Origin of the sequence: Hyalangium sp., assembly GCF_045802625.1 — a bacterium.
Lineage (GTDB): Bacteria > Myxococcota > Myxococcia > Myxococcales > Myxococcaceae > Hyalangium.
The window spans coordinates 39,678-53,853 of the sequence record NZ_JBJMQP010000019.1 but is presented as its reverse complement, the minus strand read 5'-3'; the positions used below and the strand labels follow the sequence as shown (position 1 = coordinate 53,853).

The window sequence follows — 14,176 nt, the reverse complement described above, 5'->3', positions numbered from 1 at the left end:
CCTCGGGCGTGCTGAAGCCTACGCCTTGATCGCGGCGCACTCGGTGGTGCTGAGCCCCTCGGCGCCTCCCACCGAGGTGACGCCCGTGCCCACCGCCTTGAGGCAGGTGAGCAGCACGTCGCTGGCGTTCGCCTGAGTGGTGGAGCGCACGTGGACGCCGGGATATTTGAAGTAGCCCCCCGCGCGTCCCGCCACGAGCAGCGGGTAGTCCCTGATGGAGTGGGAGATCCCCTCGCTGACATCCGAGGTGAGCAGCAGGCAGCTGTTGTCGAGCAGGTTGCCTCCCGCCTCGGGCGTCGCCTTCAGCTTGCCCAGCAGATAGGCGAACTGCTGGACCACCCAGACCACCGAGGCGTGGACTTGATCCTGCTTCGCCGCGTCGTGGGTGAGATCATGGTTGCCCTGGGTCTGCCCGAGCATGTGGAACACGGTGGCGTTCACCGCGCCGCTGAACATGTAGCTGGCCACGCGCGTCAGGTCGCACGCCCACGCCATGACGAGCAGATCGCTGAAGGCCTTGCTCACCAGCTCCAGCGGCTCCTTGCCGTTCACATCCTGGTTGTACAGGGTGACGGGCGCGGGCTTGGTGCACTCCGGCGGCAGGGCGAGGATCTGCTGGCGCAGCTCGCTGATGCTGGTGAGGTGCGCGTCCAGCCGGGCCCGGTCCGCGCTCCCCAGCCGCTGCTGGAGCCGTTGGGTGTCGTCACGCACCGCATCCAGCACGCTGGCGCGGAGGAGGTTGCGCGGATCCGTCGTGTTGCTGCTCGTGAAGCTGCCGAAGATGCGGTTGTACAGCGCGGCCGGGTTGAACTCCGGCGGCATGGGGCTGTCCGGCCCCTTGTGCGAGATGTACTGCAGGGTCGGCCCCTCGACCCTGGAGGTGCGCTTGGAGACGGCGATCTCGAGGGAGGGGAACGTCGTGCCCTGCGCGATGTGGCTCGCCGCCACCTGATCAATGGAGGGCCCGCCGAACTTGGAGGCGTAGTTGGCGCTGCCCGCCGGGAGCTCGATCAACGGATAGCCGGACAGGATGCCCGCCGCCCCGGTGTGGTGGGCGCGCAGGTCCGGCGTCTTCACCATGTAGCCGGTGATGACGTTGACGTAGTCCTTCACGGAGGCCAGTGGCGCCAGCGCGGGGCTCGGCTGCCAGCCCGGGCCCGTGGCCGAGGGCACCCACTGGTTGAGGATGACACCATCCCCGAAGAAGAAGGTGGCGAAGCGCTTCGGGATGGTCCCTCCGGCCGCGTAGGCGGTGCCGTGGGTGTTCAGCATGGCCTCGAGGGTGGGCAGCGCCACGGCGGCCCCCAGGCCCTTCAACAGCGTCCGGCGAGAGAGACGAAAGGGAGCCATCACTGCACCTCCGGATCGGCGGCGTAACGGAAGGCATCACTCGCGGTGATCTCCACCAGCAGATCCCTCAGGTGGTAGCCAGACCGGGAGAAGGTCGCGGCCAGCTCGCTCAGGGGCTCCGTCTCGCCCTCCACCTCCACGTGGCCGGTGGCCATGCGGAACACGTTGCGGACGAGGCACGGCACGGTGCGATCGCTGCGGCGCAAGAGCTGGCCGAGCTGTCTCGGGTTCTGGAAGGTGCCCAGCGCATCCAGCTGAGTCACCGAGTCGATGGGCGCGCCGTGATCGCTGTCCCGGAAGCGGCCCACCGGGTCGAAGTTCTCCAGGCCAAAGCCGATGGGATCCATCCGCGTGTGGCAGCCGGAGCACGCGGGGTTCTTCTGGTGCTCGGCCAGCCGCTGCCGCATCGTCTGGGGCTGATCCCCGGACTGGGGCTCGGGGAGGTTGGGGATCACATCGGGCGGAGGCGCGGGGATGGGCTGGCACAGCAGGCGCTCGCGCACGAAGCGGCCGCGCACCGTGGGCGAGGTCGTCGTCTGGTGCGACAGCAGGGTGAGGAGGCTCGCCTGGCCCAGCAGTCCTCCGCGGCCCGACTCCGGCGGCAGCTTCAGCCGCGCGAAGCCGGTGGCTGGCGCTCCGGACAGGCCGTAGAGCGTGGCCAGATCCTTGTTCACGAAGGTGGAGTCCGAGTCGAACGCCTCCCGGAAGTCCGTGTTCCGGTCCCACACCAGATCCGCCAGGAAGCGCTGCGTCTCCTCGCGCATCCCCGAGGCGAGCTCCGGGGTGAAGAACGGGAAGAGGGTGGAGTCCTTGCTCAGCGTGGGCAGCTCGCGCAGCCGGAGGTACTCGTCGAAGAAGCGGGTCAGGGCCTCTCGGGCCTCCGGGCGTGACACCAGTTGCAGAGCCTGAGCCCGGACTCCCTCTTGCGTGTCCAGGCCGCCGCGCTCGGCCGCCGCGAGCAGCTCATCGGAAGGCGTCGTTCCCGTGAGGAAGAAGGAGAGCCGCGTGGCCAGCTCCAGGCCCGTGAGCTTGCGGCGCCCAGGGTGCTCCGGATCTGGCTGCCCCACCTCCACCATGTAGAGGAAGGAGGGGGACTGGAGCAGGCCCGCGACGGCGAACTCCACGCCCTTGTAGAAGTCGCCGTACGCGGTGGCGGCCGCCGTGCCCACGTGGATCCACGAGGCCAGCTCCTGCTCGGACAACGGCCGGCGCCAGGCGCGGTGCCCGAACTGGCTCAGGAAGTCATGCAGGCACGACTCGTCGGTGGTGGAGGTGGGCGTGCAGCCAATCAGCGTCTTGCGAGTTGCCGTGCTGGACAGCGCGGCCTGGGCGGCGTGCAGAGCCGAATTCTCATAGCTCACGAGGGCGCTGGGGCTCAGCGCGAGCTGCGCGGCGCCGATGGCATCGAACCCGTTGACGGCGGTGTCCTGGGGAGGCTGGACCGCGTTGGCGGCCTCGACTCCCAGCAGCGAGCCGATGGCGTTGCGGTACTGCCACCCCAGGAGGATGCGCAGGGTGACGGGCGCTGGCTGGAAGGGAGGCGGCGGCGGCCCAGATGAGGGCTGCGGGGTGTTGATCGGGCCTGTGTGGACGTCGTCCAGCGCCGCCTTGCCCGAGCAGCCTCCAAGGAAGCTGCACGCCAAGGCCATGGCGAGTGGGACGCGATACAGGTGGTGGAGGTGGTTCCCTGGATGGGAGCGCGCCATCGTGATCCCCGGAGCAACGAGTCCAATGCGTCGCGCATGAGACAGTGCAAGCCAGGGGAATGCCAACGCCGCTCAGTCGTGGGGTCGGGTGTCCGATCGGAGGGCAGACGACCGGATCCGCCGCAGCGCGCTCAGCGCTCGGGCTGGCAGTACGGATCGCAGTACCCGGCGTGTCTGCTGCCCTAGGCGTTCGGCGTGAGCCACCCACGCGCCTGGGCCTCCGGGGCGCCAGATCTGGATCCGGGCCGTGCGGCGCACCTGGGTCGTCCACTCGAGCTTGTAGGGTTCGGTGCCTCGCAGGAAGTCGTATTCGCGGTGGCCCTCGGCGATGGCGTCCTGGAACGTCGTCCCCACGAGGACGAGCCCCACGCTCTTGCTCTGCCAGGCCGGATCATATCCCGCGTTGTAGTAGCTGAAGGTGCCGCCATGGCGCAGCGCATGGACGGAGGCCACGGCTGCTCCTTCGACCCAGAGCGTGTACAGGCGCAGCTGGCCGCGCTGGGCCAGCCTCGCGGCAGCCTCTCGATGAAAGGCCTGGGCCTCCGGAGTGTTCAACTGGGAGTGGCCTTGCCAGCGCAGCTCGTGCAGCCTGAAAAAGGACGAGAGCGCCTGTTGAACCTCCTCGCTGGACTCCGCGCGCTCGATGCGGAATCCCGGCTGGCGCTCCAGCCAGCGCCGCCGGCGCAGGAAGTTGTCGGCTCGCCGCGTCCGCGCCAGGAAGCGCTCGAAGGTGAGCCCTGGCTCGAAGGGCTCGAAGGGGCACTCATTGCGCTCCTCGAAGCGGACGCCAAGCCCGGCCGAGCGGAGTTGCTCCACGAGCGCCCGGGTACTCGGGGAGTCGGTGTCCACATCGAGCAGCTCGAGCAGATCCCACTCCTCCTGGTGCGAGAGCAACCCCTGCGTCAGCGCGGCCAGGGCCTTCTCTTCCTCCCCCTGCCGCACCAGCGGCCCAAGGTGATCGCTGCCGACGCCCTCATCCCCCAGCAGGCCCAGGCGGCGGTAGCGGCGGCCAGCGCCATGCTGGACCTCGAGGTAGAGCGGGAGCAGTCCGTGCAGCCTCCGAGTCATCCGATCCCGGGCGCAGATCAGGAACGGCTGACGGCTTCCTCCTGGCCGTTGTTGCCAGGGATGCAGCCACTGCCACGAGCTGAAGATGGACGCTGCGCTCTGATCCAGCAGCTCACTCCATGCCTCCTCGAGCGCGGCGAAGCCCGCTTCGTCGCGCACGACGCGCACGTCGAGCCCCGGCGCTACCGTCCGCTGAAGATCAACCTGCTGTCTCACGTGCCCGCCCCGCCTTTTCCCGAGTCCTCCCGCACCGCCTCCCTCGCCGCGAGGACCAGCCGATCCAACTGATCCGGATTGAGATCCTGGTGACAGGGAATCTCCACGATCTGGCGGCGCAGCGCTTCGACTTCGGGGAAGCGCTCCCGCTCCACCGAGGGGTGCCCGAACCGCCAGAAGTCCACCGCGGCGATCCCGCGCGCGCGCAGCACGGCCAGGGCGCGGTCCTTGTCCTCCACCCGGAGCGCGTAGAAGAGCGGGCAGGTGCCAGCGGGGAGCTCCTCCCACGGAGAGCGCCGCAGCCCACCGAGCTTCTCGTGCAGGTAGAGCCAGTGCAAGCGTCGGCGGCGGACGATCTCCTGCTCGTTGGTGGCCCGGAGCACCTGCTCCGCCACGAGGCTCATCCCCAGGTCCACCGCCGCCAGCTCGAAGTGCTGCGTCCCCACGGCGACATCCACCTCGTCGGCGCGCCGCCGGAGCTGCCGGGTCAGTGACTTGACCGCGTTCCGTGCCGCCCGGGCGGGGACTCCCAGCTCCAGCTCCATGCTGAACAGCAACGAGCCCGTCAGATGCGACAGCGTCGACAGCAGCGGCGGCGGCCGGGTCTTTGGGAGCTGGGGATGCCGGGGCCGGGCCGGCACCAAGAGCGCTCCCCCATGCGTGACGGGCACCGTCTTGTAGAAGCAGAAGATCGCCGCGTCTCCCAGGCTTCCCAGGTGAATCGAGCCGTCCCGTGAGAAGAGCGACAGCGCGCAGTCCTCGATGACCAGCAGCCCGCGCTCCCGGGCCAGGTCCACGATGGGCTTCATGGGCTGGGGAAATCCGGCGTAGTGGATGACGTAGAGGGCCTTGGTCTCGGGGCCAAGCTGTGCCGCGACGTCCTCGAGATCCAACCGCATCGCGGAGTCCACTCGGGCAAAGCGCACGCGCGCCCCCGCCGCGAGTAGGGCGGAGATCTCCACCCCATGGTGGTACGCGGGAGCGATCACCTCCGCGCCCACGAGTCCCAACCGGTGGATGGCTCGGAAGACGGCGTTGCGCCCCAGGTACGTGAACTCGAGGTCCGAGCGGTTCAGTGGAAATCCCCGCCGCGCCTGGATGCGAGGCAGCAGCTGGGAAGGCCACAGGTTGGGCAGGGAATGAATCAGCGTATCCATCAGGTCCGCTCCGCTCATCCGCTCCGCACGAGGGGCCAGAGGAACGGAGGCCCCTGCAGGTGGTGGAGCGTCAACAGGTAGGCCAGCTCCCCCGCCGGGGGCGGAGCGGCGATGCGCGGCAGCTCCAGCAGTGACGTGGCGGGCGAGCACACTCCGGGGCGGGTGGTGACCGCGGCCTCGAAGAAGCGGCCGACCCGCTCGGTGATGGCGCGGCTGGTGATCCCATTGGGATAGGCGAAGAGCGCCGGCCGGGTTCCAAGCTCCCGCTCCAGGACCTCCAGGCTGACCGCCAGCTCCCGCTCCACCTCCTCGATCGGGATGCGAGGCAGGATGGGATGCGTCTCGGTGTGGGCGCCGATCTCGAAGCCGTCGTCCCGCAGCCGCCGCACCTCGTTCCAGCTCAGGAAGCGGTTCTCTTCATCCGGCTCCACCGGGAGCTGTTCGCGCAGCCGTGCCATCACCTCGAGCAGCTCGCCGTGCGGCACGGACTTGAGGTACTCCACGCACGCCAGCATGGTGACCCGGTTGGGCAGCGCCAGCGAGCAGATGCGCTCGATGATCGGGTGCCGGGCGCACTCGCGGATCCGCTTTAGCGGGTACTGGTGGAAGATGTGCTCGCACTCGTAGGCCCACATCCACTGGTTCGTGCCCACGAGGCCCGTGGTGATGAAGAACGTCGCTGGCACGCCGTAGTGGCGCAGGATGGGCGCCGCCAGCACCAGGTTGTTCCGGTACCCGTCATCGAAGGTGAGCACGACGGCCCGGTCCGGGAGGGGCCCCTTGCGCTGGAGCCCAGCCACCAGCTCGGAGAGGGAGATGGGTTGGTACTCGCGGACGAGGAAGGAGACGTGCTCCTCGAACTGCTGCATCCCCAGCACCGGATCTCCCCAGAGGCTGACCGAGCGCCGCTGCACCTTGTGGTAGAAGAGGATGGCGGGCTGAATGCCGCCGGGCTGCTGGAGGATGGGGTACAGGCCCGCGTGGTACGAGAGCGTCTTCAGCCCCTGTGAGAGCATGGAGCCGAGCCCATGCCTCATCACGTTCCGCGCACGCGAGACGAACCGCTCCGTGGTGGAGTGGGGATCCTGCTGTGAGCCTTGGCCTCCTGTCTTCCCTCGCATCTCCTCCCCCCGGGGCTGCGGCCACCGCCCTCGCCATGGCTGGAAGATCCATCGCCGTGGGCCGGTTGGGGACGTCCCCGGGGTCTATCGAGGGTGCAGGGTGCTCAACACGCGAGGCGGGGACACGGCCTCAGCGGGTGGCCAGGCATGCTGCGCAAGACAGCGAGGCAGAGGAGCCCCGAGGGGAGGGCTGCTCGCTCCTCCCCTCTGTCTCACTTCACCTGAGGTGGGGTGCTACGGCGTCGGCCTGGAGGGCGGTGCGTCCTCACCCTGGCCCGAGGCCGGCGCGGTCTGCTGCTGGGGCGCCGCGGGCGCGGACGTGGGCGCAGGTGCAGGCGCGGGCGCAGGTGCAGGCGCGGGCATAGGAGCGGGCGTCGCCGTCTCGCCCGAGGAGCCCTGCCCGGTGAGCTGCGGCGGCGGGAACACGCCCACCGCCTTGAGCAGCCGCAGCGCGGCCAGCGCGGCCTGGAGCCGCTCCGCCACGAAGCCCACCTCCGCCGAACTGAGCGTCGTGTTCGCGTCCGTCACCTCCAGGTACGTGGCCACGCCGGCGCGGAAGCTGATGTCCGTCAGCCGTCCCGACTCACGGGCCAGCTCCACCGCCTCCTGGGCCTTGGCGCGGTTGGCCAGGGCGCTCTCCAGCTCCAGCTGATAGCGGGCCACCTCTTCCTGGGACCGCGACTCGGCCGACTGCCGCAGCGCCTCGGCCTCCGCCACCCTCGCGGACGCCTCGTGCAGGTTGGCCTCGCGCAGGCCGCCGTCCCAGATCGTCCACGAGGCCCCCAGCGTCACCAGCCACGCGGTGCTCTTCCCCGTGAAGCCCACCGCGTTGCTCCACCGGTACGCCCCGTTCAGCCCCACTGACGGCAGGAAGCTGAGCCAGACGCCGCGGCGGTTGGTATGCGCCAGCTCCTCGTTCTCGCGCGAGGCGGCCACGTCCGGGCGCAGCTCGAGCGCGCGCTCCGCCAGATCCGTCCGCTGGGCTGGCAGCTGTGGCTCTGGCGGCTCGGCCAGCTCGAAGTTTGGATCCCGCTGCAGCAGCGTGCTCAGCGCCAGCTTGGCGGCGGACAGCGCGTTGCGCGAGCGCAGCAGATCCTGCTCGGCGCGCGTCCGGTCCAGCTGCGCGCGCAGCACCGCCACCCGCGTCACCGTGCCCGCCTGGAAGCGCGCCTGCGAGTCCTTCTCGCGCGCCTGGTTCAGCTCCAGCAGCCGGGCCTGGGCGCGCAGCGCCGCCTCGGACGCGGCGGCGCCGTAGTACGCCTGCGCCACGGCGAAGAGGATCTCCCGCCGCTGCATCTCCAGGGTGAGCTCGGCCAGGTGCTCGACCTGGGTGGAGGCCTGGATGGCCGCCCACAGCTGGGGAACGATGACGGCCTGGCGCAGCTCGATCTGCGCGCCGAACTGGTTGCGAGGCTGGATGGTCAGATCGAGGATCTGATCCGGGACGACCTGCAGGTTGGTGGGAGCGCCAGGGCCGGCGGCCGGATCGCTGGTGGGGTGGCCCACGTCGCGGACGCTGCCGCCCAGCGGGAAGACGATCCGGGCCTCATCCGAGTTGCGCGTATAGGTGCCGCCAGCGTTGAGGGTCGGCAGGTAGCCCGCCCAGGCCTTGCGCGAGGCCTGTTCGGCTTGTTCGAGCCGGGCGCGAGCGGCCTTCAGGTCCAGGTTCTTGTGTTGGGCCTCCGCCAGCGCCTCATCCAACGTGAGCACCGGTCCCGCGGTCGTGACCGCCAGGGCCAGCGCCAGAAGGGGCGTCATACGATTGATCCTCCAAGGGCCCGCGAGAGCGCGGGCGCGTGCTGCACTCCGTCAGCGGCGAGCTTGTATCTTTCAATATTTGAGGTTGTCAATTGTCGAGGTGCACCGGGTGAATTACCATGAAGGCATGAGCCGGACGGAAGCGGACAGGATGGAGGGCCGGGCCAAGCGCGGCGGCGAGGTGCAGGAGTTACCTCGGGCCGAGGCGGACCTGGCGCGTGAGGCGTGGGCGCCGTTGTTCGAGCTCATCCAAGAGCGGATGCGCCGCTTCCCCGGGCTGGCGGCGGAGCTGGAGCTGTCCTCGGTGCAGGCGCACGTGCTGCGGATGCTGGGCTACGGGCCGCAGCCCATGAATGGGCTGGCGAGCTACCTGGCGTGTGACGCCTCGAACGTGACGGGGCTGGTGGATCGGCTCGAGGGACGCGGCCTGGTGGAGCGGCGCAGCGCCGAGAACGATCGGCGGGTGAAGCTGCTGTGTCTGACGGAGGCGGGCTCGCAGGTGAGGGAGCGGCTGATGGAGCGGCTGGCCGAGCCTCCCCCGGCCATCGCGGCGCTCTCGGCGGCGGACCTGCGCGCGCTGCGGGATGTGATGAGGCGCGCGGTGGAGAAGCTGAACGAGCAGCGGGAGGCGGCGGGTGGGGCCACGGCCGCGTCCCCTCCGCGAGGCGACAAGCAGGGCTAGTCCAGCAGGAACGTGTACGAGTACTTCATCTCGGTGGAGACGGCCTCGCCGCCCTTGATGGCGGGCTTGAAGCGGAAGCGCTTGATGGCATCACGCGCGGCCTCGTTGAGCCCATAGCCCGGGCCGGAGATGATCTTCGCGGCCACCACCTTGCCCTCGGTGTCGATGGTGATGGAGAGCGTGACGGTGCCCTCGATGCCGGCGCGCCGGGCCTCCTCGGGATAGGGGATCTTCACCTCGGAGGCGACCTGCGGCTCGGAGTCCACCTGGTAGATGGGGGTGTACTTGGGCGCCGCATACTGCTGCACCTGCTTCGGGTCCTGCGCCTTGTCGGACACCTTGCCGTAAGCGGTGTTGCCCACGGGCGCGGCGAAGGAGCCCGCGCTGGTGGTGGAGGACATGGAGATGCCCACCACGAGCGGCACCGGCTTGGTGGGCTGCGGCGGCGGCTCGTTGGGAGGCGGCGGGGCCTGCTGCGGAGGCGGCGGGGGTGGCTTCTCGACCTGGGCCACCTTCACCGGGGGCGGCTTGGGCGGAGGCTTCGCCTTGGGCGGCTCGGGAGGCTTGGGCTCCTCCTTGGGCGGCGGAGGCGGCGGGGGCTTCTGCACCTCCACCACGACGAGCTCCACCGGCTTCTGGGCCTCGAGCGGGCGCTCCTTCATCCGGCTGAGCGCGAACAGGCCGGCGCCGTGCACCGCCAGCGAGACGAGCACGAACACCAGCGCCGCCTGTGACGAGCGGCGAGGAGGGCTCGGGCTGTCGAGTGCCGCCTGGCTCATGATCGGCGCGCCTCTGCTCAGGGGCTGGCGGGGGAGGCCGCGGGCGTGGGCGCGGCGTCCTTCTGGATGTTGAGGGCGAACTTGGCGACGCCCTGGCCCTTCACCACGTCGATCAGGTGCATCACCCGGCCATACGGCAGGCTCTGATCCGCGCTGATGATGGCGCGGGTGTCCTTGTCCTTGGCCACGGCCTCGGAGACCTTGCGAGACAGCTCGTCCTCGACCAGCTCGGCGCCATCCAGGTAGAGCTTGCCGTCCTTGTCGATGACCACGTTGACCAGCCCCTGCACCGTCTCTCCGCCGTTGGCGGCGCGAGGCAGATCCACCTCCACTGTCTCTCGGACGATGAAGTTGGCCGTCACCATGAAGATGATGAGCAGCACCAGCACGATGTCCACCAGCGGTGTGACGTTGATGCCGGTGATCTCTTCATCATTGTCCTGCGGGGCCCCGCCGGCCATGGCCTAGCGCCCCTCTCCGGACGAGGGGGCCTTGCGGCCCTCGGCGCGCAGGCTGCCCACCAGCGCGAAGCCCAGGGCGTTGGTGCGGCTGGTGAGCGTCTTGAGCTGGCGGTTGAAGGCGTTGAAGGCGACCACGGCGGGGATGGCGACGGCCAGACCCACCGCGGTGGCGACGAGCGCCTCGGAGATGCCGGCCATGACCGTCTGCTGGATCTGCGCGCCCTTCACGCTGGTGGCGCCCAGATCATGGAACGCCTTGATGATGCCGAGCACTGTGCCGAACAGGCCGATGAACGGGGCGTTGTTGCCCAGGGTGCCCAGGAAGGACAGGTAGCGCTCGTACTGAGGGCGCTCGCGAGCCACGGTGGAGGCGATCACCTGCTCGACGGTGTCGGCTCCCTGGGCGGTGGAGGCGAGGCCGTCGCGGATGACGGCGGCCTCCATGCCCTTCTTGCCCTCGACGGCGGCGCGCACGGCGTCGAACTCGCCGCGGGACAGCTTGAGGGCCAGCAGCTCCGAGTCCGGCAGCCGGTGGGTGGCGAAGTACACGGCGCGCTCGAGCATCAGCGCGATGGACAGCACCGACAGGGTGAGCAGCAGCCAGAGCACCCACTCGGCGCTGGAGAGCGTGACGCTGAGCAGCTTGTGGCTCAGCCAGCCGACCTCGGACTGAATGGCCTGGGCGAGGAGGAGGAGGGGCGTCATGGAACCCTGAGAGGGAAGAGAGTGCCCCGGCGGAACACCAAGGCGCCGCATCCATTCCTGCTCTAGGGGCGGAAAGTCAAATGAATCAGCAGGTTGGCCCGTGTTTCCCAGGCCGCGAGAGGGCGCTTGGGGGTGCGTCAAGGAGGAGGTGGGCGGACGTGCGCTTCAGCGGTCGCGCTGGCGCGGGCGGTCGGCTCGCGCGAGCCCTTCATCCGAAGCGCCGGAGGAGATCTCGCTGATGGGGCTGGGGAGCGGTTCGGAGCGGGAGTCTTCCGCGCCGGAGGAGACGTGCTCCAGCGCGTCGGCGATGGCTTCGATCTCGCGGTGAAGCTGCACGAGGCTCTTCTCGAGCTCTGGATCCGTTGCGGCTCCCGGCTGCGGAGCGGCGCTGCGGAGGCGCACCAACTGGGCGGCCATGCCTTCGAGCATGTAAGCGAGCCGCGTGAACTCCGCGTCGAGCCGATCCGCGTTGCGCTGGAGCGTCTCCCGCTGGCGCTTCTGCTCCTCGATGGCGGCCACGGCCCCCTGGAGCGAGCGGCGGATCACCTCGTCGGTGGTCTTGGCGATGCGCGACTCCAGCACGGACTTCTCGGAGTCGAGCCGGGCGAGCGCCTCGGCGGAGGACTCGTCTCTCAGGGCGCGCTCGCGGCGCAGCAGATCGTGACAGGTGCGGCGCAGCGCGGAGATCGTCTCGGTGCTCGTGCCGAGGAAGGTGCGCACGCTCTCGGGGGCATCGCGCAGCTCGACCTCGAGCCGATCGCAGATCGTATCGATACGGGACTCACGCGGGTCGACGGGCTTCGCGGGCTGTGGCTTCTCGGCCTGGGGAGACGGCGCGGATGTGCTGGCGCCCGGTATGTCGGTCGCGGGCGAGTGATAGTCGGAGCCCGGCATGAGCCAGGTGTTCGGAGGTACTCGTGCGCCGGGCATGATGTCCGAGCCTGCTCCGACCGTGGCGTTGCTGCCGACGACGGCGCCCTCGTGCACGGTCGCGCCCCACGATACGACCGCTCCGGACTCGATGACGGCATGGGGCATGACGGTCGCGCCCATGCGCACGACGGCGCCCGCGCGGATGGTCGCTCCCGAGCCGACGGTGGCGCCCATCTCGACGACCGCGCCCGGTTCGAGCACCGCGTCGGACGCGATGGTGGCGCCCATGCCGATATGGGGACCCTTCATGCTCTGCCCGTGTGGAAGGCCGCGCTCGAACGGGGAGGAGGACTCGCTCAAGCGGCGCTGCACGAGGAGGAAGCCAGCGGCGATGCCGAACACGAGCGCCGGCAGCACCAGCCACGGGTTGCCGAGCGCGATCGCCAGCACGAGGAAGGTCAGGGCGAAGGCCCCGGTGCCGAGGGCGGCCGTGGTGGTTCCCTGGGAAGGCGTGACGGGAGCTCCCGCCTTCGTGGGGGCGGCTTGGTTCGTACGCTCGAGCGCCTCGTTGATGCGGGCGAGGCGCTCTTCGAGGGACTTTTCCCTGGGATCGGATTCGCGGCTCATGCTCGGCGGATTCGTTCACTTCCCGCGAGCGGATTCAAGCTCACGCGCTTCCCTGGCCCCGTTCGGGAAGCGGAGGGGGAGGTTGTGCTCGGGGCGGCTTGTGGAAGCCCCTCGGGGTGACCGACACTCTGTACCGACCATGGCCGTCAGTGAAGAACGCCGCTTCGAGGCTCTCGTGCTCGCCCCCGTCCGGCGCGTGCAGCGGCGTCTCAACGCGGTGAGCTGGGCCGAGGCGGGCATCGCGCCCATGTGGGCCGCCGTGACGGCCTGTGTCCTGGCCCGCCTCCTGCTGCGCGAGACGGCCCTGTGGGTGGCCCCCGCGCTCCTGCTGGCGGGGGGGCTGTGGTGGGGCTTCCGGGCTCGCCACCGAGGCATCTCCCTGGAGCACGCGGCGGTGCTCGCGGACCGCTCGGCCAACGCGGGCGGGCTGCTGCTCACCCGCCTGGAGCGCCCCGTGGGAGAGTGGGAGCTCTCCGTCAACCAGTACGCCCGCGCCGTGCAGCCTCCCGAGGTGCGCTGGCGGCGTCCCGTGGGGGCGCTGCTCGGCTCGCTCCTGTTCCTGGTGGTGGGGTTTCTTCTGCCACTGCCCGCGCCTGCTCCGAGCCGCATCAACGCCGCGGCTGCCGCGAAGGTCGCCGCCGTTCAAGCCAAGGCCGAGGCGCTCGCCAAGGAGGAGCCGTTGGGGACTCCCATGGAAGAGGAGCTGCGCCGGCTGGCCGAGGAGGCCGCCGAGGGCCGCTTCGACTCCGCCGATTGGGAGGCCGCCGATGGGCTGGACAAGCGGCTGTCCGAGCGCGCCGCCGAGGCCGCCGCGGAGCTCGCGGGAGCCTCCGAGGCTGCCTCGGAGCTGGAAGATGCGCTGGGCGCCGCGGGGGACGCGGAGCGCGTGGCTCGCGAGCGCGAGAACCTGGAGCGGGCCTTGATGGCGCTGTCGGACGGAGAGGGAAACCCGGCGGAAGGGGCGGGCCAGCGCGGCGCCAACGGAGAGAATGGTGCGCAGGGGGAGAACGGCGCGAACGGCTCGAATGGAGAGAGCGGGGATGCGGGCGATGGTGGCACGGGGACGAGTGGGCAGCGGGGCACCCAAGGCTCGCAGGGTGCCCGGAGCACGGCGTCCGCGCAGGCGGGAGGAAACCTCGGTCAGATCTCCGATCTGCGTCGCACGTTGGAGCGGAGGCAGCAGCAGCTCCAGGATCACTTCGGCCAGGGCAACTCCGGGCAGCGGGCGACGACGCGTCGCCAGTCCGGCTCAGGGCGGCAGGGCAAGGGACAGGGACAAGGCCAAGGCGAGGGCGAGGGTCAAGAAGGAGAGGGGCAGGGCGAGGGACAGAGCAGTGAACATGCGAGCCGGGGTGTCAGAGCGGGAGAGGGAGCGGGAGTGGGGCGAGGCGGCGAGAGCCAGCCGCTCGTCTTCGGAGGCGAGGCGGAGATGGATCCCAACCGCCTGAAGTTCCAGCCGCTGCCGGAGGGGCAGGGAGGCGAGGCGAGCGAGCTGTGGGGCCTGAAGGCCGCGGATCCCCAGCACGAGGGAGTCACGGTGACGCCCTCGGCGGTGCGCGGCACGGGGGCACAGGGAGACGCGACGCCGGGGTACTCGACCGGGCCGCTGCTGCCGCGCAACCGAGATCTGGTGAAGCGATATTTTGGCAGTCAGTGAAACGAGAGGAGCCGAC

The 14,176-nt window shown here is 70.1% G+C and carries 12 protein-coding genes; 2 read left to right on the top strand and 10 right to left on the bottom strand.

The genetic code is table 11. The features are described 5' to 3' along the window. Positions 1–18 precede the first annotated feature (18 nt). The 6 genes from ACJ8AT_RS03555 to ACJ8AT_RS03530 form a co-directional block, all read right to left on the bottom strand. Positions 19–1,350, bottom strand: a complete 1,332-nt coding sequence (locus ACJ8AT_RS03555) for a DUF1552 domain-containing protein (protein WP_407736115.1) — start codon at positions 1,348–1,350, stop codon at positions 19–21. Beyond that, a complete protein-coding gene (locus tag ACJ8AT_RS03550; protein ID WP_407736114.1) occupies positions 1,350–2,999 on the bottom strand; it encodes a DUF1592 domain-containing protein in 1,650 nt (549 codons plus the stop codon). Before ACJ8AT_RS03550 ends, ACJ8AT_RS03555 begins: the two co-directional genes overlap by 1 nt. Positions 3,000–3,128: 129 nt before the next feature. Further along, entirely contained in the window at positions 3,129–4,340 is a 1,212-nt protein-coding gene (locus tag ACJ8AT_RS03545; protein WP_407736113.1) for a GNAT family N-acetyltransferase, read from the bottom strand. After that, a complete protein-coding gene (locus ACJ8AT_RS03540; RefSeq protein ID WP_407736112.1) occupies positions 4,337–5,497 on the bottom strand; it encodes a DegT/DnrJ/EryC1/StrS family aminotransferase in 1,161 nt (386 codons plus the stop codon). The genes ACJ8AT_RS03545 and ACJ8AT_RS03540 overlap by 4 nt, the downstream gene beginning before the upstream one ends. Before the next feature lie 14 nt (positions 5,498–5,511). Beyond that, positions 5,512–6,618 carry a polysaccharide deacetylase family protein gene (locus ACJ8AT_RS03535; protein WP_407736111.1) on the bottom strand — a complete coding sequence of 369 codons (1,107 nt, stop codon included), beginning with the start codon at positions 6,616–6,618 and terminating at the stop codon, positions 5,512–5,514. 234 nt (positions 6,619–6,852) lie between these two features. Beyond that, positions 6,853–8,376, bottom strand: a complete 1,524-nt coding sequence (locus ACJ8AT_RS03530) for a TolC family protein (RefSeq protein WP_407736110.1) — start codon at positions 8,374–8,376, stop codon at positions 6,853–6,855. 151 nt (positions 8,377–8,527) lie between these two features. Between ACJ8AT_RS03530 and ACJ8AT_RS03525 the strand changes: the two genes are divergently transcribed. Beyond that, positions 8,528–9,058 carry a MarR family winged helix-turn-helix transcriptional regulator gene (locus ACJ8AT_RS03525; protein WP_407736167.1) on the top strand — a complete coding sequence of 177 codons (531 nt, stop codon included), beginning with the start codon at positions 8,528–8,530 and terminating at the stop codon, positions 9,056–9,058. Here ACJ8AT_RS03525 and ACJ8AT_RS03520 read toward each other — a convergent pair. From ACJ8AT_RS03520 to ACJ8AT_RS03505, 4 genes are all read right to left on the bottom strand, one after another. Beyond that, positions 9,055–9,837: an energy transducer TonB gene (locus ACJ8AT_RS03520; protein WP_407736109.1), complete on the bottom strand. Its 783-nt coding sequence runs from the start codon at positions 9,835–9,837 to the stop codon at positions 9,055–9,057. The genes ACJ8AT_RS03525 and ACJ8AT_RS03520 overlap by 4 nt on opposite strands. Before the next feature lie 17 nt (positions 9,838–9,854). Continuing rightward, positions 9,855–10,298 carry an ExbD/TolR family protein gene (locus tag ACJ8AT_RS03515; protein WP_407736108.1) on the bottom strand — a complete coding sequence of 148 codons (444 nt, stop codon included), beginning with the start codon at positions 10,296–10,298 and terminating at the stop codon, positions 9,855–9,857. A gap of 3 nt (positions 10,299–10,301) precedes the next feature. After that, entirely contained in the window at positions 10,302–11,003 is a 702-nt protein-coding gene (locus ACJ8AT_RS03510; protein ID WP_407736107.1) for a MotA/TolQ/ExbB proton channel family protein, read from the bottom strand. A 165-nt stretch (positions 11,004–11,168) separates the two neighbouring features. Next, entirely contained in the window at positions 11,169–12,503 is a 1,335-nt protein-coding gene (locus tag ACJ8AT_RS03505) for a hypothetical protein (protein WP_407736106.1), read from the bottom strand. Positions 12,504–12,642: 139 nt separating this feature from the next. Here ACJ8AT_RS03505 and ACJ8AT_RS03500 point away from each other — a divergent pair, with 139 nt between their 5' ends. Then, on the top strand, positions 12,643–14,160 hold the full coding sequence (locus tag ACJ8AT_RS03500; protein ID WP_407736105.1) for a hypothetical protein: 1,518 nt from the start codon (positions 12,643–12,645) through the stop codon (positions 14,158–14,160). The last annotated feature ends 16 nt before the right edge of the window (positions 14,161–14,176 follow it).